The sequence below is a fragment of the Plantactinospora sp. B24E8 genome (assembly GCF_039871735.1).
In the GTDB taxonomy this organism is placed as follows: domain Bacteria; phylum Actinomycetota; class Actinomycetes; order Mycobacteriales; family Micromonosporaceae; genus Plantactinospora.
In genome coordinates this window covers 63,415-83,232 of the sequence record NZ_JBDPMH010000019.1, presented here as the reverse complement: position 1 = coordinate 83,232, position 19,818 = coordinate 63,415, and the positions used below count along the sequence as shown (strand labels likewise).

Annotated in this window: 22 protein-coding genes; 5 read left to right on the top strand and 17 right to left on the bottom strand. The window is 71.8% G+C overall.

What is annotated here, in order from left to right; translation table 11 throughout:
• Positions 1–15 precede the first annotated feature (15 nt).
• Positions 16–1,260 carry a sigma-70 family RNA polymerase sigma factor gene (locus tag ABGB21_RS24235; protein WP_347655031.1) on the bottom strand — a complete coding sequence of 415 codons (1,245 nt, stop codon included), beginning with the start codon at positions 1,258–1,260 and terminating at the stop codon, positions 16–18.
• A 35-nt stretch (positions 1,261–1,295) separates the two neighbouring features.
• Positions 1,296–1,697 carry a YciI family protein gene (locus ABGB21_RS24230; RefSeq protein ID WP_347655001.1) on the bottom strand — a complete coding sequence of 134 codons (402 nt, stop codon included), beginning with the start codon at positions 1,695–1,697 and terminating at the stop codon, positions 1,296–1,298.
• Between the two features lie 217 nt (positions 1,698–1,914).
• Here ABGB21_RS24230 and ABGB21_RS24225 point away from each other — a divergent pair, with 217 nt between their 5' ends.
• Complete coding sequence (locus ABGB21_RS24225; RefSeq protein WP_347655002.1) at positions 1,915–2,490, top strand: TetR/AcrR family transcriptional regulator; 576 nt, start codon at positions 1,915–1,917, stop codon at positions 2,488–2,490.
• Here the strand turns inward: ABGB21_RS24225 and ABGB21_RS24220 are convergent.
• The 12 genes from ABGB21_RS24220 to ABGB21_RS24165 all read right to left on the bottom strand — a co-directional run bounded on the left by ABGB21_RS24220 (position 2,462) and on the right by ABGB21_RS24165 (position 13,266).
• Entirely contained in the window at positions 2,462–3,376 is a 915-nt protein-coding gene (locus ABGB21_RS24220; protein ID WP_347679710.1) for an NAD(P)-dependent oxidoreductase, read from the bottom strand. The two genes, ABGB21_RS24225 and ABGB21_RS24220, sit on opposite strands and share 29 nt — an antisense overlap.
• 86 nt (positions 3,377–3,462) lie before the next feature.
• Positions 3,463–3,888, bottom strand: a complete 426-nt coding sequence (locus ABGB21_RS24215; RefSeq protein ID WP_347655004.1) for a VOC family protein — start codon at positions 3,886–3,888, stop codon at positions 3,463–3,465.
• A gap of 126 nt (positions 3,889–4,014) precedes the next feature.
• The gene (locus ABGB21_RS24210; RefSeq protein ID WP_347655005.1) at positions 4,015–4,509 is read right to left on the bottom strand and encodes a hypothetical protein; all 495 of its coding nucleotides are present in this window, start codon (positions 4,507–4,509) and stop codon (positions 4,015–4,017) included.
• A gap of 117 nt (positions 4,510–4,626) precedes the next feature.
• Positions 4,627–5,487, bottom strand: a complete 861-nt coding sequence (locus ABGB21_RS24205) for a biotin-dependent carboxyltransferase family protein (RefSeq protein WP_347679708.1) — start codon at positions 5,485–5,487, stop codon at positions 4,627–4,629.
• The gene (gene pxpB, locus ABGB21_RS24200; RefSeq protein ID WP_347679706.1) at positions 5,484–6,107 is read right to left on the bottom strand and encodes a 5-oxoprolinase subunit PxpB; all 624 of its coding nucleotides are present in this window, start codon (positions 6,105–6,107) and stop codon (positions 5,484–5,486) included. Before pxpB ends, ABGB21_RS24205 begins: the two co-directional genes overlap by 4 nt.
• 19 nt (positions 6,108–6,126) lie before the next feature.
• Positions 6,127–6,828, bottom strand: a complete 702-nt coding sequence (locus ABGB21_RS24195) for an ABC transporter ATP-binding protein (protein ID WP_347655008.1) — start codon at positions 6,826–6,828, stop codon at positions 6,127–6,129.
• Positions 6,829–7,548 carry an ABC transporter ATP-binding protein gene (locus tag ABGB21_RS24190; protein ID WP_347655009.1) on the bottom strand — a complete coding sequence of 240 codons (720 nt, stop codon included), beginning with the start codon at positions 7,546–7,548 and terminating at the stop codon, positions 6,829–6,831.
• Positions 7,545–8,633, bottom strand: a complete 1,089-nt coding sequence (locus tag ABGB21_RS24185; RefSeq protein ID WP_347655010.1) for a branched-chain amino acid ABC transporter permease — start codon at positions 8,631–8,633, stop codon at positions 7,545–7,547. Before ABGB21_RS24185 ends, ABGB21_RS24190 begins: the two co-directional genes overlap by 4 nt.
• A complete protein-coding gene (locus ABGB21_RS24180; protein WP_347679703.1) occupies positions 8,630–9,490 on the bottom strand; it encodes a branched-chain amino acid ABC transporter permease in 861 nt (286 codons plus the stop codon). Before ABGB21_RS24180 ends, ABGB21_RS24185 begins: the two co-directional genes overlap by 4 nt.
• Before the next feature lie 13 nt (positions 9,491–9,503).
• Positions 9,504–10,766 (bottom strand): ABC transporter substrate-binding protein, encoded by a 1,263-nt coding sequence (locus ABGB21_RS24175; RefSeq protein WP_347655012.1) that lies wholly within the window; start codon positions 10,764–10,766, stop codon positions 9,504–9,506.
• A 139-nt stretch (positions 10,767–10,905) separates the two neighbouring features.
• On the bottom strand, positions 10,906–12,222 hold the full coding sequence (locus ABGB21_RS24170) for a hypothetical protein (RefSeq protein ID WP_347679701.1): 1,317 nt from the start codon (positions 12,220–12,222) through the stop codon (positions 10,906–10,908).
• Between the two features lie 282 nt (positions 12,223–12,504).
• Complete coding sequence (locus ABGB21_RS24165) at positions 12,505–13,266, bottom strand: 5-oxoprolinase subunit PxpA (protein WP_347655014.1); 762 nt, start codon at positions 13,264–13,266, stop codon at positions 12,505–12,507.
• 151 nt (positions 13,267–13,417) lie between these two features.
• On the opposite strand from ABGB21_RS24165, the gene ABGB21_RS24160 reads away from it, so the two are divergent.
• On the top strand, positions 13,418–14,125 hold the full coding sequence (locus tag ABGB21_RS24160; RefSeq protein WP_347655015.1) for a GntR family transcriptional regulator: 708 nt from the start codon (positions 13,418–13,420) through the stop codon (positions 14,123–14,125).
• A gap of 99 nt (positions 14,126–14,224) precedes the next feature.
• Here the strand turns inward: ABGB21_RS24160 and ABGB21_RS24155 are convergent, their stop codons facing one another.
• From ABGB21_RS24155 to ABGB21_RS24145, 3 genes are all read right to left on the bottom strand, one after another.
• Entirely contained in the window at positions 14,225–15,418 is a 1,194-nt protein-coding gene (locus tag ABGB21_RS24155) for a hypothetical protein (protein WP_347679699.1), read from the bottom strand.
• Positions 15,419–15,513: 95 nt separating this feature from the next.
• Positions 15,514–15,915: a ChaB family protein gene (locus tag ABGB21_RS24150; protein WP_347679697.1), complete on the bottom strand. Its 402-nt coding sequence runs from the start codon at positions 15,913–15,915 to the stop codon at positions 15,514–15,516.
• Positions 15,916–16,051: 136 nt separating this feature from the next.
• Positions 16,052–16,429 (bottom strand): VOC family protein, encoded by a 378-nt coding sequence (locus ABGB21_RS24145; RefSeq protein WP_347655018.1) that lies wholly within the window; start codon positions 16,427–16,429, stop codon positions 16,052–16,054.
• A 247-nt stretch (positions 16,430–16,676) separates the two neighbouring features.
• On the opposite strand from ABGB21_RS24145, the gene ABGB21_RS24140 reads away from it, so the two are divergent.
• The 3 genes from ABGB21_RS24140 to ABGB21_RS24130 all read left to right on the top strand — a co-directional run bounded on the left by ABGB21_RS24140 (position 16,677) and on the right by ABGB21_RS24130 (position 19,803).
• Positions 16,677–17,393, top strand: a complete 717-nt coding sequence (locus ABGB21_RS24140) for a DUF6766 family protein (RefSeq protein WP_347679695.1) — start codon at positions 16,677–16,679, stop codon at positions 17,391–17,393.
• Positions 17,394–17,586: 193 nt separating this feature from the next.
• Entirely contained in the window at positions 17,587–17,991 is a 405-nt protein-coding gene (locus ABGB21_RS24135; RefSeq protein ID WP_347655020.1) for a DUF1992 domain-containing protein, read from the top strand.
• A gap of 531 nt (positions 17,992–18,522) precedes the next feature.
• On the top strand, positions 18,523–19,803 hold the full coding sequence (locus ABGB21_RS24130) for an ABC transporter substrate-binding protein (RefSeq protein ID WP_347655021.1): 1,281 nt from the start codon (positions 18,523–18,525) through the stop codon (positions 19,801–19,803).
• The last annotated feature ends 15 nt before the right edge of the window (positions 19,804–19,818 follow it).

The following is a 19,818-nucleotide window of genomic DNA, read 5'->3' as shown; positions in this document are numbered from 1 at the left end:
TCCGGGCCGCTCGGCTCAGGCCAGCCGGGCGGCCCGGAGGGTGAGGTAGTGCCGTTCCGGCAGGCTGGCCGTCCGGTTGGCCGCCGCCCGGTAGTGCGCGATCGCGGCGGCCCGGTCGCCGGCCATCTCCAGCAGGTGGGCGCGGGTGGCGTCGAGCCGGTGCTGGCCGGCCAGCCGGGGGTCGGAGCCCGTCTCCGCGAGGACGGCGAGGCCGGCCAGCGGGCCGTGCACCATGGCGACCGCCACCGCCCGGTTGAGTGCCACCACGGGATTGGCCGAGTACCGCTCCAACACCTGGTAGAGGGCGAGGATCTGCGGCCAGTCGGTCTCCTCGGCCGTCGCCGCCTCGTCGTGTACGGCGGCGATCGCGGCCTGGATCTGGTAGGGCCCGAGCGGTCCGCGCGGCAGCGCCCGGGTGACCAGCGCGATCCCCTCGGTGATGGCGGCCCGGTCCCAGCGGCTGCGGTCCTGGTCGGCCAGGGAGACCAGCACACCGTCCGGCCCGATCCGGGCCGGACGGCGGGCATCGGTGAGCAGCATCAGCGCGAGCAGTCCGGTGACCTCGCTGTCGTCGGGCAGCAGCGCGTGCACGGCCCGGGTCAGCCGGATCGCCTCGCTGGACAGTTCGATCCGGTACAGGTCCGCGCCGCCGCTGCTGGTGTGCCCCTCGCTGAAGATCAGGTAGAGCACGTGCAGCACCTGGCCGAGTGCGTCGGCGCGGTCCGGTCCCTCCGGCATCCGGAACCGGCCGCCGGAGGCGCTGATCCGTTGCTTGGCGCGGCTGATCCGCTGCGCCATCGTCGCCTCCGGCACCAGGAAGGCCCGGGCGATCTCGGCTGTGGTCAGCCCGCCGACCGCGCGCAGGGTGAGCGCGATCCGCGAGGTCGCCGACAGCGCGGGATGGCAGCACAGGAAGAGCAGGAGCAGGGTGTCGTCCCGGTCGGCCGGGGTCGGTACGTCCGCCGCCGGCGCCGACTGCCGGTCCGCCGGCTCCCGTTGGGCGACCACCGCCTCCCGGCGGCGTCGGGCCTGCTCGTTACGCACCTGTTCGATCATCCGGCGGGAGGCGACCTGGATCAGCCAGCCGCGCGGGTTGTCCGGCGTCCCGTCCCGCGGCCACTGCGTCGCCGCGGCGAGCAGCGACTCCTGTACCGCGTCCTCGGCCGTGTCGAAGTCGCCGAACCGGCGGACGAGCACGCCGAGGACCCGCGGCGCCAGATCGCGCAGCAGGTCCTCGGCGGTGCGGTCGAGGGTGTTCAGGACCCGTCACTCCCCCGCGACGTGGTGGTCAACCGTCACAGCTCCTGCGGCGGGGCCGACATCACCGGGCGGACCTCGATCGGCATGTTCAGCGGACGCCCGCCGGGCCCGGGGGCGGTGGAGATGTACGCGGCGAGTTCGACCGCCCGCTCCGGGGTGTCGGTGTCGACGATCCAGTAGCCGGCGAGCCACTCCTTCGTCTCGGCGAAGGGACCTTCGGTGACCACGGGCCCGCCGCCGTCCCCGGCCCGGACGATCTTCGCCTGGTCCGGCATCGCCAGGCCCTGGCCGTCCACGAACTCGCCGGAGGCGACGAGCTTGCCGTTGACGTCGCCCATGAACCCGATGTGCGCCTGGATCTCCTCCGGCGTCCAGGCGTGGATCGGCGGGAACTCGGCCGCGGCCTCGCTGAACTGCATCAACAGCATGTACTTCATCGCTGGCTCCCTACGCCTTCGCGCCCGTCTCGGCGCTCTCACCCTCAGGTAGAAGCCGGCGCACGGTTCTCGACATCCTCGACCGAAGAATGCCAGAAAATCTTGCCGGACCGGTGGCGGAGGGCGGACGGGCCGGTCGCCGGCCCGGCATAGGATCTAGTCTTCCGGGATCGCTGAGCTGCCGTGACGCGGCTGTCAGCAGGAACGAGAGGCGGCCATGTCCGGCGAGACGCGACCTCCGCGCGAACGCATGGTCTACAGCGCGGCGCAGTTGGTGCGGGCCCGTGGGGTGGCCGCCACCGGGGTACGCGACGTGGTCGAACACGCGGCGGCTCCCCGGGGCTCGTTCCAGCACTACTTCCCCCGGGGCAAGGACCAACTCGTCGGCGAGGCGCTGATCTGGTCGGCGGAGTTCGCCGCGGCCTGGGCCACCGCGTACCGGCGGACCGCGGACGTACCGTCGCCGGCCGGTCTCTTCGCCCACCTCGCGGCCTGGTGGCGGGAGGACCTGACGACCCGCGGGTACGCGCGCGGCTGCCCGGTGATGGCCGTCGCCGCCGACCTGGCCGGCAGCGACTCGCCGGTCACCGAGCCGCTGCGGACGGCGACGGACCGGTGGGAGGGTGCGGTACGGGACGAACTCGCGCGGATGGGCCTGCCGCCGGAGCGGGCGCGGGGGTTGGCCACGCTGATGATCAGCTCCCTGGAGGGCGCGATCATGCTGGCCCGGATCCGGCGCGACGTCGGGCAGCTCGACACGGTGGTCAGGGAACTCTCGCTGGTGCTGGGTTAGTCGGCCTGGCACGGCCGCTGTCGGTCCGGCTCTCGATGGCGTGGATGACGGCCGCCATGTCGGCTCCGTCGTGCCCCAGCGCCACGGTCTCGGAGTAGAGCTGGTGGCAGACGTCCAGCAGTGGGGAGGCCAGCCCCGCCTCGCGGGCGGCCTCGGCGACCAGCCGGCTGTTCGTCAGCACGTCGGCGACGGCCGCCTGGGCCGCGAAGTCGTGGTCGACGAGCTTGCGTGCCTTGACCCGGGAGACGGCGCTCGCCATCGGCCCCGCGTCGAGCACGGCCAGCAACCGCCGCAGGTCCAGGCCGTGTCGGTCGGCGAAGTGCACCGCCTCGGCGAGTCCGGTGACCATCGTGATCAGGTACAGGTTGACCGCGAGTTTCATCCGCAGCGCGTTCGGTACCGGCCCGCAGTCGACCGTCTCCCGGCAGATCGGCGCGAGCAGCGTACGGACCGCCCGGGTCGCCGACGGGTCGCCGGCGAGCATCGCCACCAGTTCGCCGGCCTCGGCCGGCTTGCGTGACCCGGAGACCGGCGCCTCGACGTACCGCCCGCCGGCCCGGCGGATGTCGGTCTCCAACGCCTGCGAGTACCCGGGCGCGGTTGTGTCCATGTGCACGACGGTGTGCCCGGCCACGGCCGGTCCGAAGTCGTCGGTGCCCCGGCCGAGCACCCGGTCGACGGCCTCCTCGTTGGCGAGCATGAGCAGCACGGTCTCCGCCCCGGCGAACACCTCGGCCGGGGTGCCGGCCACCCGGGCGCCCGCCGCGCGCAGCTCGGCGCACTTCGCGGCGGTCCGGTTCCACACCAGCAGCGGGGTCCCGGCCCGGGCCAGGTTGAGTGCCATCGGCTGGCCCATCAGTCCCAGCCCGAGGAAACCGATCGCCACGCGTCCTCCCGCCCCGGCAGCGCTCCGCCACCGGGCGGAGTATGACAGTCGTCATGATACGTACAGTCATGACGACTGTCATAGTCCTACCTGGCGAAGATCTGCGACTCGTCGCGGAACGCCTTGAACTCCAGCGCGTTGCCGGCCGGATCGCGGAAGAACATCGTCCACTGCTCCCCCGGCTCGCCGGCGAACCGCAGGTACGGCTCGATGACAAACTCGCCGCCGGCGGCGCGGATCCGGTCGGCCAGGGTGTGGAAGTCCTCGATCGACAGGATGAGCCCGAAGTGCGGCACCGGTACGTCGTGCCCGTCGACGGGGTTGCGGCCCGCGTCGGACTGCCGCGCCACCGGTACGACGTGGGTCACCACCTGGTGACCGTAGAAGTTCCAGTCGACCCAGGCGTCGGCCGAGCGTCCCTCGGCGAGCCCGAGCACACCCCCGTAGAAGGCGCGGGCCCGGGCCAGGTCGTCGACCGGGATCGCGAGGTGGAAGGCGGGGCGGACGGTCATCGGGGTACTCCCTCCCATCGGGCACGCCCGGTCGGGCGTACCGGTCCAAGCATGATCGTCCGCGGCCGGGGTCACCAACCGGGGGCCGGCCCGGAAGGAGCCGGGCTGCCTGGCGCCGTCCGGCGGTCAGCGGTAGCTGAGGTCCAGGGTGTCGGTACGGCCCGACCAACTGAGGGTGAGGTGCCAGCACCCGGGTTGCGGCAGGTCGACGATGGAGGGGCCGGGCCCACCGGTCACCCGCTGGGTCACCGAGGTGTCCGAACCGTCGAGTTCCGCCTCGATGAGCAGGTCGCCGGGCGGGTCCGCGGCCCTGGACACCCAGAGGATCTTGTTGGTGGGGCCCTCGGGCCGGGAGACGGTGAGCGGGTAGCCGAAGATCGCGGCCACGATCTCGCCCCGGTCCCCCAGCACGTGCGGCATGCGCGCGTCGCCGGAGAACCCGGTCCGGGCCCACTCCGGCAGCGGACCGGTCTCGACCGGGGAGCCACAGCCCGGTCTGGCCGGTGGGGACGTCTCTGGAGTGGACGCCGCCGTCCCGGTGGGCGCGTTCCCGGCCGTGCAGCCGGTGACGAGGGCGACCACCGTGCAGACGAGCAGGACAGCCGATTGCGAAGATCTCATGCAGACGGAGAGTCGCCGCGTCGACCTCGGGTTCCGACAGACTCGCCCCGGCCCCTGTCGGACGCCGGATGACGCCAGGGCGGAGCCGGTGGGAGCGAAAGCCGGTGGGAGCGACCGTCACAGTACGAAGCGGACGGGGGTGCCGGGGGCGGCCTGGGCGGTACGTGGCAGGTCGTCCGGGTGCACCACCCCGATCACCGGGTAGCCGCCCATCGTGGGATGGTCGGCGAGGAAGATCACCGGGGTGCCGGCGGCAGGCACCTGGACCGCGCCCAGCACCACCCCCTCACTGCGCAGTTCCGTGGTGATCCGGCGCGGCAACGGCGGACCGTCCAGCCGCATGCCGATCCGGTTGCTGGCGGTGGAGACGACGTACCGGCCGGTGGTGAGGATCCGGGGGGCCTCGTCGGTGAACCAGTCGGCGCGGGGGCCGAGCACGATCCGCAGCGCCAGTTCCTCGGGCAGGGTCCCGGTCGGCGCGACGTCGACCGGGCCGGGCGGCCCCGTGACCTCGCCGAGTGGCAGCCGTTCGCCGACGGCGAGCGGAGTCGGCCCCAGCCCGGAGAGCAGGTCGGTGGCGCGGCTGCCGAGCACCGGCGCGACGGCGATCCCGCCGGAGACGGCGAGGTAGCTGCGGACGCCACGCCGCGCGGTGGCCACGTCGACCTGGGCACCGGCCGGCACGGACACCGGCGCCGACCAACTCGCCGGGCGTCCGTTGACGGTCACCGGCGCCCACGCCCCGGTGACCGCGACCGTGCCGGCCTGGCCGAGCCGGACCGAGACGCCGGTGAGGGTGGTCTCGATCGTGGCCGCCTCCGGCGGGTTGCCGACCAGCCGGTTCGCCAGCAGGTGTGCCGGCAGGTCGAGCGCGCCCGACCGGGGCACCCCGAGGTGGGCGTGTCCGGGGCGGCCCAGGTCCTGCACGGTGCTGAGCGCCCCGGGGCGGACCACCTCGACGTATCGGGTGCGGGTCATCTGCCGAGGTTCCGGAACCGGACCCGGACGCCCGGGGTGAGCAGGGCGACCGGATCCCGGTCCGGGTCGAAGAGCACCACGTCGGTACGGCCGAGCAGCTGCCAGCCGCCGGGCGAGTCACGGGGGTAGATCCCGGCGTAGCCGCCGGCGACCGCGACCGACCCGGCCGGCACCCGGGTCCGGGGCACCGGTCGCCGGGGCAGGTGGTAGTGCTCCGGCAGCCCGGTCAGGTAACCGAAGCCGGGGGCGAAGCCGCAGAACGCGACCCGGTACTCCGGGGTGCTGTGGATCCGTCCGACCTCCTCCTCCGGCACCTGCCAGAGCCGGGCGACGTCGGCCACGTCGGCGCCGTCGTACCGGACCGGGATCTCGACGAGCGGGCCGTCCGGCGGCCGGACCGAGGCGGGTCGCCAGGCGGCGAGCCGCCCCGCCAGGTCGGCGGGGTCGGCGACGCCGTCGACGAGCACGGTCAGCTCGCCCGGGACCACGTCGTCCACCCCGGTCAGGGCACCGTCGGTACGTCGCCGCTCCAGATCCGCCACCAGCGCCTGGACGTGCGCCGGGGTCGGCAGCTCGACCAGCAGCGCCCGCAGTCCGACCGGAATGATCCGCACCCTCATCCACTCCCCGCCGGTCGACTCACAGTCCGAGGTACGAGCGTCGTACCTCGTCGGACTCGGCGAGTTCCGCCGCCGGGCCGGACATCACCACCCGTCCGGTCTGCAACACGTACGCCCGGTCGGCCAGGTCCAGCGCGGCCCGCAGGTTCTGCTCGACCAGCAGCATGGTGGTGCCGGTACGTCGGATCTCGGCCAGCACCTCGAAGATCATCTTGGTGAACTTCGGTGAGATGCCGAGTGACGGCTCGTCGAGCATCAGCAGCTTCGGCCGGCTCATCAGGGCCCGGCCGAGCGCGACCATCTGCTGCTCACCCCCGGAGAGGGTCCCGGCCCGCTGACCGGAGCGCTCGGCGAGGATCGGGAAGAGGTCGTAGACCCGTTTCAGGTCGGCCTGCCGTTCCGCCTCGGTCCGGTGGTAGCCGCCGAGCATCAGGTTCTGCAGCACCGTCTGGTGCCCGAACAGCCGCCGTCCCTCCGGCACCAGCACGGCCCCCCGGCGGGCGATCCGGTACGCCGGCAGCCCGCTGACGTTCTCGTCGAGGAAGGTCACCGTGCCGCGTACCGGTCGGTGCAGCCCGGAGACGGCGGCGAGCAGGGTGCTCTTGCCGGCACCGTTCGCGCCGACCAGTGCGACGAGTTCGCCGGCCCGCACGGTCAGGTCGACGCCGCGCAGCGCGACGACTCCGGCGTAGTCCACGTGGAGATCACTGACGGTCAGCATCTAGAGCGCCTTCCCCAGGTACGCCTCGACCACTGTCGGGTCGTGCGCGACCTGCTCCGGCGTGCCCTCGCTGATCTTCTCCCCGTAGTGCAGCACGACCAGCCGACCGCAGAGCGGCATGATCACCTCCATCACGTGTTCCACCATCAGGATGGTGACGCCGTCCCGGTTGATCGCCCGGACGATCTCCACCGCCTCCCGGGCCTCGGTCGGCGTCAGGCCCGACAGCACCTCGTCGAGCAGCAGGAGTTTCGGCTCGGTGGCCAGCGCCCGCCCCATCTCCAGCCGCTTCTTCCAGGCAGCGGTCAGCGAGGCGGCCGGGGCGTCCAGGACCGGCCCGAGACCGGCCAGGTCGGCGACCTCGGCGGCCCGACGTCGGGCGTCCCGCAGCCGGGGGTGCCGGACGAACGCCGCCGTGGTCAGGTTCTCCAGCACGCTCATCGAGCCGAAGACCCGCATCAACTGGAAGGTCCGCCCGACCCCGGCCCGGGCCGCCGCGTGCGGCGCCCACCCGGTCACGTCCCGCCCGTCGAACTCCAGCCGGCCGGCGGTCGGCCGCTGCGCTCCGGCCACCATGGAGAAGAGGGTGCTCTTGCCGGCGCCGTTCGGACCGATCAGCCCGACGATGGCGCCCTGTTCCACCTCGAAGCTCACCTCCCGGTTGGCCCACAGTCCGCCGAACCGGCAGGAGAGCTTGTCGATTCTCAGCAGGCTGGTCATGCCCTCACCTCACCAGATCCGGTCGGCTCCGGGGCCGACCTTCGGCGCAGCCGACGGGCGATCGGGGCCCAGATCCGCTGCAGGATCGCGAGCAGGCCGCCCGGCTCGGTGATCGAGATCAGGACGATCAGCGCGCCGTAGAGCAGCAGGTCGACCGAGCGGCCGGTGCCGGAGAACTCCTGCCGGGTGACGTCCTGGACGAAGACCAGCACCCAGGCGCCGAGCAGCGGCCCCCAGAACCGGCCGACCCCGCCGAGCACCGCCATCAGGGTGAACGACACCGACAGGTCCAGGCCCAGCCCGGAGGGCGGGTCGACGAAGAGGACGTACATCACGTAGAAGCCGCCGGCCAGTGCGGTGATCGCGCCGGAGAGCGCGGCCGCCGCCAGCTTGTACCGGTGCACGTTGATCCCGACCGCCGCCGCCGCGGCCTGGTCGTCGCGGATCGCCCGGACGTAGTTGCCGGCCCGGCCCCGCAGGAAGAGCCAGACCGCCACCGCCGCGAGGCAGAAGAAGCCGAGCGCCACGTAGTAGTAGGGCCGTTTGTCCAGCAGCGAGAACTGCAGGTTCGCCAGGGACGGCTCGACCACCGGCAACTCCCAGCCGTTCGCCTGGCCGAGCCCGGGCAGGTTGGTGACCAGGATGAAGACGATCTCGGCGACGGCGATGGTGGCGATCGAGTAGTAGTGGTGCCGCAGCCGGAAGCAGGGCCAGCCGACCGCGGCGGCGAGCACCGCGGCCACCGGCAGCGCGATCCCGATCGCCAGCCACGGCGACCAGCCCTGCCGGACCAGCAGCGCGGTGGTGTAGGCGCCGGCACCGAAGTAGAGCGCGTGCCCGAAGGAGATCTGTCCGGTGTAGCCGCCGAGCAGGTTCCAGCCGGTCGCGGCGATCCCGAAGGTCAACGCCAGGATGCCGATGTTGTGCGCCGCCGAGTCCAGGAAGACCAGCGGGTACGCCGCCAGGGCCGCCACCACCAGCACGGCGGTGGTCCACGGCGGCAGCCGCCGGGCCCGCGACGGACGGTCCCCGGCCGGCGCCGACGCGGCCGGGGCGGGTGTGGTGGGTGTGCTCGTGGTGCTCATCGTGTCCCCAGCAATCCCTGCGGTCGTACCAGGACGACCACCAGATACAGGCCGAGCGCGGCGGCCAGCGTGTAGCTCGGGGCGTAGAGGCCGACCAGCCCCTGGGCGACCCCGACCAGCAGCCCGGCCAGGGCCGCGCCGGTGATGCTGCCGAAGCCGCCGAACGCCACCACCACGAACGCCATCAGCGCGAAGCTCACCCCGGCGGTCGGCGAGGCGGAGTACGAGTTCATCAGCAGCGCCCCGGCGACCCCGGTGGCGAGTCCGGCGATCACCCAGCAGAGCGCGTACATCTTCCGGGGGTCGATGCCCATCAGTGACGCCGCCGCCGGGTCCTCCCCGGCGGCGCGCACCGCGCCGCCGAGGCGGGTCCGGTTCATGAAGTACGCGACCGCGCCGGTGGCGAGCAGTGCGCCCACCGCCATGATCACCTGTGGGCCGCCGATCACCACCGGGCCGATCTCCCAGCGCAGGTCGGCCGCCCAGGGTCGGGGCACCGTCCGGGTGTTCGGCGTCCAGAGGAACTGGGCCAGGCCGCGCAGGAAGACCTGCAGCCCGAAGGTGACGATCACCTGGGCCAGCGGGGACCTGCCGAGCACCCGGCCGACCGCACCGACGTACATCAGCGCGCCGGTGAGCGCGATCGACACCCCGGCCAACGGAATGGAGAGCAACGGGTCGAGGCCGAGCAGCGACCAGGCGAAGAACGAGGTGTACATGCCGAGCATGACCATCTCGCCGTGCGCGAAGTTGACCACGTCCATGACCCCGTAGATGAGGGTCAGTCCGACCGCGACCAGCGCGAACACCGCGCCGATCAGCAGTCCGTTGACGATCGACTGGAGCAGGTCGCTCATGCCGTCCCCCGGGTCACTTCCGGGCCCCGTTCATCGGCCAGACCGGCTGCACGGAGGAGAGTTCGGCCGGGAAGACCACCCGGTACCGCCCGTCGATCATCTGCTCGACCACGCCGGCCGCACCGGTGTTCTGGCCCTTGTCGTCGAACCTGATCCCGGTCCACGGCATGATCGTCTGCTCGCCGGGGATGTCCAGGGCGCGCAGTGCGTCCCGGATCTTCGCCGGCTCGACCGACTTGGCGTTGTCGATCGCCTGGGCCAGCGCCAGTACGGCGGTGAAGGCCCGGGCCGAGTTCTCGGTCATCGGTGCCCCGTACCGCTGCTGGAACAGGTCGGCGACGGTCTTCGCGGCCGGTCGCTTCTCGGCGATCTCACCGGACCAGGCGGCCCGACTCGAGGCGCCGTCGGCCAGCGCGCCGAGACCGGTGACGAACGCCGGGTCGGCGAAGCCGCTGCCGTACGCGAGCAGTGCCGGCGGGTGGTAGTCGAGCTGGTCCAGCGTCTTCATCAGCTTGATCGCGGCGTCGGTGTAGGCGAGCACGAAGAGCACGTCGGGGTTCTTCCCGCGTACCTGGGCGACCTGGGAGCCGAGGTCGGCGGCGGTCGGGTCGAACGCCACGTTGACCGTGACCGGCAGGCCCACCTCGGCGGCGACCTTCTCGGTGACCCCGGCGCCGTCGTTGCCGAACTGGTCGTTGCTGTGGAAGATGCCGACCGTCCGGACCTGCTCGCCGGCGGCCTGCCGGGCCTTGAGGTAGTCGAACATCGACCGGGCGAACGTCTCGTCGGTCGGCCCGGTCCGGAAGAACCACTTCAGGCCACGTTCGGTGAGCGCCACCGAGGACGACGCCTCGTTGACGAACGGCACGCCGAGCCGCTCGGCGCGCTGGCTCGCGGTCAGCGTCACCCCGGACTGGTACGACCCGATCACCGCGGCCACCTTCTCGCTGGTGACCAGCCGGTCCACCTCACCGGCGCCGATCTCCGGCTTGCCCTGGGTGTCACCGGTGATCAGCTTGACCGGCGCGCCGCCCAGGCCGGGCAGGCCCTTGCCCGGTCCGAGTGGCAGGGCCAGTCCGGGGTGGTCGTTGTTGACGACGTCGACGGCGAGTTCCGCGCCGTGCAGGACGTCGGTTCCCTGGGTGGCGTTCGGTCCGCTCAGCGGCCACAACCCGGCGAGCTTCACCTCGTCGGTCGAACCGGAGTCGGACCCCCCGCACCCGCCGAGTCCGACGGCGAGCACGAGGGCGGCGCCAAAACTGACGATCTTGCGCATGGTCAGGCCTTTCTACTGACGGATGCAGGTGTGCGGACGGGCCCCTTGTTTTCGCTTCCGCGATCAGGAAGGGGTCCTTCCGATCGGCCGGGGCGGCCGGGGGCGGGGGCGGTCGTCACCCCCGGCCCCGGCCGGCGGCTCAGGAGACGGCCGCGCCGGCGGCCTTCACCAGGGCGACGGTCTGCTCGATCGTCTGGGCGCGGTCGGAGGCGAACGCGGGGTCGATGATGTCGAGCGGGTTCTGCGGGTAGACCAGCGAGGAGATGTGCAGGTGCCCGCCGGGTACGTCGGTCGCGCCGAGCGCGAGCCGCAGCCGGTTGGAGCGGTACATGCTCTCGTTCGAGAGGTAGTTGCCGCCACCGCCCTGCTGCGCCTGGGCGTCCGGGGACGGCCCGTTGTCGTGGCAGGAGACCTTGGCCGGGTCCGGCCGGGTGTTGCCGGTCCACTCGCAGATCCGCGGGTTGAGGGCCACCGGCCACGGCGTCGTACCCGCGTCGATCATCTGCTGGTACGGCAGCGTGGTCTCGATGAACTCGGGGTTCGGCTGCGGCTGCGGCCAGTTCGTCACCTGCGGTACGACCTCGGGCGTGCCCTCGTTGTTGTTGTCCGCGCTGCCGCCCCGCCAGGCGCCGGCCCACTGCTCGATCGCCATCCGGGCCCGGCCACCCTGGCTGATCGTCATGATCAGGTCGGCGCGTTCCCGGCTGTTCCGGGTCAGGTGCGGCCCGAAGGTGTCCTCGACGTAACCGAGGTCGAAGCCGCTCCAGGTCACCGGCAGCGAGACCGCCTGGATCTGCACGGTACGGTCACCGACCTGGTACTCCTGGCCGTCGAGCTGCAGCGCCGAGGCGCCGGACGGGTTGGAGCGGCGGATCTCCCCGTTGAGCTGGTACGGGTCGAAGCCGCTGACCAGTACCCGGGTCACGTTCCGGCTGGTCGAGAAGTCGGTCGACGAGATGCCCCGGGAGGCGTACTCGAAGGTCTTGAGCAGGGCGGCCCGGGCGGTGTCGGTCAGCCGGAACGCCGGCTGCCACTGGCGCAGGTCGCGGGTGCCGATCAGGCGGGCCCAGTAGAGCGGTCGGTCGTCGTACCGTTCGATGCTGCCCATCCACCGCTTGCCCTGGGCCCGCTCGGCCGCGGTCCGCCACAGCTGGGCGCCCCGGGTCTGGAGCAGATTGTCGGCCTGCTTGACCGAACGCACCTCGCACAGTTCGCGGGTCAACCGCGCGACGTACGGGGTGAAGCCGCCGATCTCGACCAGGGTGGTCGGCACCTGGACCCCGCCCGGGGCCGCCGGGGTGTCGATCCGGGTCTCCTCGTACGTCGTCGGGGCACTCCGGTCGTAACACTGTCCGGGGGTGCCGCCGTGACCGGCGAGGGGTGCCGGGCCGGCGTCGGCCGTTCCCGGCATCAGCACCAGCGAGGCGCCGATGGCGGTGGCGGCGATCAGCCTCATCCGCCCCCGTACACTGTCGGTTAGCTTCTGCACATTCAAAGTGATCCTGACCCTTCCTGGATAACCGCGTCGGTTCCGTCGTCCGGGCCCAACCAGGGGGACGGAGCCGGCGCGCTGACGGGTTGGTGCAGTTCCGCCCGGGGGATCGGGCGGCGTTTCGAGGTGCGGGAGTCGGTCACCGTCGGCGGGGCGGGCCTGCCCGGCCGTCGGTGACCGGTCCGGAGGCGCGGGTCGGAGGCCGCCGGTCAGAGCTGCTGGGTGTGGGCCGGGGGTGACGTCGCCTCAGCTGAACGCGGCGAGCCGTACCCCGGCGTCCTGTAGCGCGTCGCGGACCTGGCGGGCCAGGTCCACCGCGCCCGGGGTGTCTCCGTGTACGCAGAGCGAGCGGGGGTTGACGGTGACGCTGCTGCCGTCGACGGCGGTCACCCGACCGGTCGTCGCCATCTCGACGCAGCGCGCGGCCACCTCGGTCGGATCGGTGACCAGTGCACCCGGGCTGCCCCGCTTCGCCAGGCTGCCGTCGGGTCGGTAACCCCGGTCGGCGAACGCCTCGGGCTCGGCCGGCAGCCCGGCCTCCTCCGCCTGTCGCAGCAGGTGCGAGCCGGGCAGGCCGAGGATCGGCAGGCTCGGGTCGTACGCGACGACGGCGGCGACGACGGCGGCGGCCTGCGCCTGGTCGGTCACCGTACGGTTGTAGAGCGCGCCGTGCGGTTTGACGTACCGCACCCGGCCACCCTCGGCGCGGGCGATGCCGTCCAGCGCGGCGAGCTGGTAGAGCACGTCGTCGGCGAGTCGGTCGGGCTCGATGTCCATCGCCCGGCGGCCGAAGCCGGCCAGGTCCCGGTAGCCGACGTGGGCGCCGACGGAGACGTTGCGGCGCACCGCCTCGGCGCAGACGCGTCGCATGATCGTCGGATCGCCGCCGTGGAATCCGCAGGCGACGTTGGCGCTGGTCACGATCTGCAGGAGGGCGAGGTCGTCGCCGAGCTGCCAGACCCCGAAGCCCTCTCCGAGGTCGCTGTTCAGGTCGAGGGTGATCGACATTGCGCCTCCCGGGGGATGTGTGGTGAGGACCGCAGGTTCAGGTTGGCAGACTGTTGAACAATCCGTCAATGGTCATGTTGACTTGTAACCTCGTCGTAGCACGAACCCTTCTGCCGATTGAGGGCGCGAGAGAATGACGGACAATGACCGCGTGACGTGGCTGACGAAGCTGCAGGACGACCGGGCGCTGATCAGCCGGGCCAGCACCGCGCAACGGGTTGCCGAGATCCTGCGCGCGCGGATCACCGAGGGAGCTCTGCTCCCGGGCACCCGGCTCTCCGAGGAGATGATCGGCTCCGCGCTCGGTGTCTCCCGCAACACGCTGCGGGAGTCGTTCCGGCTGCTGATCCACGAACGACTCGTCGTACACGAGCTCAACCGGGGTGTCTTCGTCCGGGTCCTCGACGTCGAGGACGTGATCGACATCTACCGGGTGCGCCGGGTGCTCGAGTGCGCGGCGGTCCGCAACGCCCGGCAGAGCCCGCCGGGCGCGACGGAGGCGATCGAGGCCGCCCTGCTCCAGGGCGAACAGGCCGCCGCCGACCAGCGGTGGTTCGACGTCGGCACCGCCAACATGCAGTTCCACCAGGCCATCGCCGGCCTGGCCGGCAGCCCGCGGGTCGAGGAGATCATGCGGCAGACGCTCGCCGAGATCCGGCTGGCCTTCCACGTGATGGCCGCCCCGCAGACCTTCCACCAGCCCTATCTGGACCGGCACCGGGAACTGCTGCGGCTGATCCGCTCCGGGGACGTGGAACGCGCCCACGAGGTGCTCGACGACTACCTGCGCACCGCCGAACGCCAGCTCGTCGAGGCGTACCGCGAACGGATGGTGGCGGCCGTTCCGACCCCGCGGTAACGGCGCGGCCACCTCGCCGGCGAGCGACAGCGGCGGCCGGTCGTCCGGCCGCGGGTCCACCACGGGCGCGGACGTCACCTGCCGCGCCGGCCGCGCGCCTCACACGCTGTGCAGGGCGTAGACCCCACCGTCGGTGCCGGCACCGGCCGGGCCGCTCAGCGCGGCCCAGGTGGCGCCGTCCCAGGCGGCGACATGCGCCGCCGCCACCCCGCCGGCGGTCGTGAAGAACCCGCCGGCGACCAGCCGTCCGTCGTGGACCGCGAGCGACAGGACGGTGTCGTCGGTGCCGGTGCCGCCGGGGCCGGCCAGCCCGGCCCAGGCCGTGCCGGTCCACCGCGCGAGGTAGTTCGTCACGGCGCCGCCCGCCTCGCTGAAATGTCCGCCGACGACCAGCGCCCCGTCGTGTACGGCGAGCGCGCGCCCCTCGGCGTCCAGCCCTCCGCCGAGCGCCGCCCAGGCACCACCATCCCACCGGGCGATCCGGGCCGCCGGCACACCCCCGGCCTCGGTGAACCCGCCCGTCGCCACCAGCGCACCGGAGAAGACGGCCAGCGCCAGCACCTCGCCGTTGAACCCGGTGCCCAGGGTCGACCACGCCTGCCCGGTCCACCGGGCGATCCGGTTGGTGGCGAGCCCGCCGGCCTGGCTGAAGCCGCCCGCGACGATCAGCGCACCGTCGTGTACGACCAGGTCCGAGACCGGACCCACGTCGACGCCGGTGCCGGCGGCGCCGGTCAGTGGGTGCCACCGGGTGCCGTCCCAGCGGGCCACGTGGTTCGCGGCCACCCCGCCGGCGGTGAGGAACTGCCCGCCGACGACCAGGTCCCCGTCGAAGACCGTGAGTGCGTCGACGAAGTCGAGCGGGGTGCTCATCACCCCGGTGCCGGCCGGCCCGGTCAGCGGCGCCCAGGCACTGCCGTCCCACCGGGCTATCCCGTTCACCCGTACCCCGCCGGCGGTCAGGAAACTGCCGCCGACGACGAGGTCACCCTGGTAGACGGTGAACGCGGTGACCGGACCGTCCGGTCCGGCGCCCGGCACGCCGGACCACGCCGTACCGGACCAGACCGCGACCCGGTCGACGGTCGTCCCGCCGGCCCGGGTGAAGGTGCCGCCGGCGTACAGCCCGGGTGCGGCGGCGACCGCCCGACCAGCGGCCGCCGCCGGGGCACCGTCGGTGGGGCCGGCCGCGGCGACGCCCACGGCACCGAGGACGAGCGTGTGGGCGGCGACCAGCGCCAGAACGCGGCGTCCGCACCGGCGACGCGCCGGGGATGTGCCGGGTTCGCTCATGGCCGCTCCCTCCGCCAGGTCCGCCCGACCGGGGTCGGATCCTGCCACGAAAGATATATGAATATCTATTTGTCGGCAATTCCGGCCGGGCCGGATCACCGGTTCCGGACCGCCCGGGTACGACGGTTGTTCGCCTTCCGGATCGCGTCGACGAGTTCCGCCTTGGTCATCCGGGAGCGGCCCCGTACGTCAAGCCGCCTCGCCACGTCCATCAGGTGTTCCTTGGTCGCGTTCGCGTCCACCCCACCAGCGGTACCGGTGGACCCGGCCGGCCTGCGCCGGGCCGTCTGGGCGTCGCTCGGCCCCTTGCGCCCCTTGGCCTCCCAGTGGTCGCCGACCTTCTCGAACGAGTGCTTCACCGCGGCGAACGCGGTACGGTGCGCCCGCTCCCCCTCCCCGTACGACTCGACCGCCGAGTCGTGTGCCTTCGCCCAGGTGTCCCGGGCCTTCTTCGGTGACCGTCTCAGGGTGCTGGGCATCTCCTCACGAGCCGGCATCACTGCCTCCTCCGGATCTGTCGGCCCTGCCCTCCGGCAGGGCCCGTACCCGGTGAACGGTGCCCTACCACCGACCGGGATAAACCGCCCGGCGCGCCTGCGGCCCGAGCGGTCAACCGTCCCCGGGGTCGAACGGTCAGCCGCCCCGGGTCGGGTGGTCGAGGAGACAGAACTCGTTGCCCTCCGGGTCGGCGAGCACCACGAACGGCTCGTCGCCGCGCTGTCCCACGTCGGCCCGACGCGCACCCAACCCGATCAGCCGCGCGACCTCGTCGGCCGCCACGCCGTCCCGTACGGCGAGGTCCAGGTGGAGCCGGTTCTTGCCCGCCTTCACCGGCGCCGTCGGCTGCAGCCAGACCGACGGCACCGTCGGCGGCGCACCGTCGGGTGGGCAGAGCTTGACGCTGCCGTCGTCCTTCGGCACGCACCGGTAGCCCAGCGCCCGGGACCAGAACCGGGCCATCAGGTCAACATCCCGTACGTCCAGCGTGTACTGGCTGACGAATGCCGCCACGCCACACCTCCTCGATCTGTCGATGGCCCCCGCTCCGGTCCTCGTACCCGGCCCGGCGGCGATCCATCCCGATCCGTCGCCGGGCCGTCGACCACCGGCCCCGGCGGGCAGCCGCGTCACCGTCCGGTCCGACCGCCCGGCTCCGCACCGCCTGACCAGGTTTTCCGCCGGTACGCCGAGGGAACGGAGAGCCCTGGGAAGGGACTCCCGATCCGGGACAACAACCCTGATGAGCGGAGATCTCCACATGGCGCGACAGATCGTTGAGGAGAAGATGTCGTCGAACCGTCGGGAGGAGCCGTCGACACGGCGGTGGCTACGTAACAACGCCCTCGCTCTGACGATGTTCGGCGCGTTCCTGCTCTTCCTCGTCCTGCAGAGCATCTTCGGCTGGCAGACCCACAACGAGGAGCTGACCCAGTTCGGCGCGGCGCCCCAGGGCTACCTGCACTATCTCGGCACCGGGCACTTCGCGGAGGCGGTCTTCGAGAACTGGGAGTCGGAGTTCCTCCAGATGGGCGGCTACGTGCTGCTCACCGCCTATCTGATCCAACGCGGCTCGTCGGAGTCGAAACCCGAGCCGGACACCGACCGGCCCGAGGACCACGCCCGCAACGCCAAGCCGAACTCCCCCTGGCCGGTGCACGTCCGGGGCGTGGCGCTCACCCTGTACCGCAACAGTCTCTCCATCGCCCTGCTGCTGCTCTTCGCGCTCTCCTTCGTCTTCCACCTGCTCGGCGGCACCGCCGAATTCAACGAGCAGCAGCGCCTGGAAAGCGGCGCGCCGGCGATCAGCGCCTGGCAGTTCCTGCAGACCAGTGACTTCTGGTTCCAGTCGATGCAGAACTGGCAGAGCGAGTTCCTCGCCGTCGGCGCGCTCGTCGTGCTCAGTGTCTTCCTGCGTCAACACGGCTCACCGGAGTCCAAACCGGTCACCACCCCGCACCACGAGACGGGCGCCTGACCCCGACGGCGGGGCCGGGCCGCCGGACGGGCGGTCGGGTCACGCCGCGCGCCCCACCAGGTTGGCGAGTTGATCGACAATCGGGGATGGGCGGGTCCGCCTCCGTCACCGGCCACCGTCCGGGCACGACCAGCGGCCGACCTACGATGGAACCGGCCAGGGGGGCGGAGGGCGACGGCGGGAGGGCTGACCGGTGCCGAGTTGGTACGAGTCCCGGATCGAACGCCAGATCCGCGAGGCGCAGGAGCGAGGCGAGTTCGACAACCTCCCCGGTGCCGGCAAACCCCTGCCCGGCTACGGTACGGGCTACGACGAGAACTGGTGGATCAGGGACTGGATCCGTCGGGAGGAACTGACCGGGCTGGCGCCGACCTCACTGAAGATCCGCAAGGAGGTCGAGGAGCTGCCGCGGCGCCTGGCGAAGGAGTCGACCGAACAGGCGGTCCGGGCTGTCGTCGCCGAACTCAACCAGCGGATCCTGCTGGCCCGTCGTGGCCTGGTCGACGGACCTGCGGTGGTGCTGCCGACCCTCGACGTCGAACGGGCGGTCGAGGCCTGGCGCCGCCGTCGGAACGGCACGGACCGGCCGAAACGCTAGGAGAACGGGCCGGCCCTCCGCACAGCGGGCCGGACCTCCCCCGGCCAGGGCACGCCTCGGGGAGCAGCCGGGGCGATCCGGTCGATACGCCGGACGCCGCAGGCAATTGCCGGCCACCGAGCGGCATATTCCGCATCGCCGGCGGCCCCTACCCACCAAGACTCCGCGACACGGCCGCAAGTCACAGTGTCGGTTGTCGTTGGCTCGCGGTATCGCGACGCCGATGCCGAACCTGACGCAGGCAATCCGCCCAGGCCGATTGTCTGAACCGGTTCATGGCCCTGTCTGCACCACCCACGATGACGAGGCAATCTCTCCTTCAACGCCAGGAGCAGCCCAAATAGGGTCTGCACCCTGAACCGGTTCACGCGCTTAACAGTTCAGTTCCCCCGCATCGTTGTCACGTCGTTGACACGGCCGTAACCCACAGGTACTTTCCCTGCAAGTCGCGCTGCCCTCCCCTTCCTCGCGGAAGCGCGAAACGACGCATCGCGCAACGTCTTTGTGGACACCGAGAGGTGGGACGCGCATATGAGGAAGTACGCATTCGCCGGTGTGGCACTCGTACTGTCGCTGGCCCTGGCGGGCTGCGGCGGGGACGACGGCGGCTCCGACGACACGGTGTCCGGCGAGATCACGGTGCTGACCCAGCGCACCGACATCGTCAACACCGTCTTCCAGGAGTACAAGAAGACGTTCGAGGCGAAGTACCCGGGGACGACGGTCAAGTTCGAGGCGATCACCGACTACGAGGGTGAGATCCGGATCCGGATGAACACCCGGGAGTACGGCGACGTCCTGCTCATCCCGAACTCCGTCACCGCCGACATGCTGCCGACCTTCTTCGAGCCGCTCGGCAGCGTCGACGACCTTGACGATAAGTACCGGTTCGTCCGCAGCGAACAGAGCTTCGAAGGCACCGTCTACGGCCTCGCCATCACCGGCAACGCCCAGGGCTTCGTCTACAACAAGAAGGTGTGGCAGCAGGCGGGCATCACCGCGCCACCGAAGACCCCGGCCGAGTTTCTCGCCGCGCTGGCCGCCATCCGGGACAGGACCGACGCGATCCCGCTCTACACCAACTACAAGGACAAGTGGCCGCTCGGCCAGTGGGAGGGCGGCCGCGGTGTGATCAGCGGCGACCCGGAGGCGGCGATCAAGCTGGGTCGGGACGACGCGCCCTGGGCACCCGGGCAGGAGCACTTCGTCCTCGACTCGCTGCTCTTCGACGCCGTGGCCCAGGGGCTGACCGAGCCCGACCCGACCACCACGAACTGGGAACAGTCGAAGGGCCTGCTCGGCACCGGCAAGGTTGCCACCATGATGCTCGGCTCGTGGTCGATCGTGCAGATGCAGGACGCGGCCCCGAACAGGGCCGACATCGGCTACCTGCCCTTCCCGAACCAGGTGAACGGCAAGTTCCACACCGTGATGGGTGGGGACTACAAGAACGCGATCAATACCAACTCGAAGAACAAGGCGACGGCCCGGGCCTGGATCGACTGGTTCGCCAACGAGTCGAACTACGCCGTGGACCAGGGCGGGATCTCGCCGGTGATCAGCCAGGCGATGCCGACGACGCTGGCCGACCTGACCGCCGCCGGCACCGAGTTCATCGAACTGGCTCCCGCGCCGAGGGGCGAGGAGGGGTTGGCCGACAAGATCGGCAACGAGGCCGAGATCGCCCTCTACGACGGGGCGTACCGGCAACGGATCGTGGACGCGGCCCGGGGGGCGAGAAACGAGACCAAGGAGCAGATCTTCGCCGACCTCAACAAGAAGTGGGCGCAGACCAGGGCCAAACTCCGGTAGCCGGTCGTCCCTGGT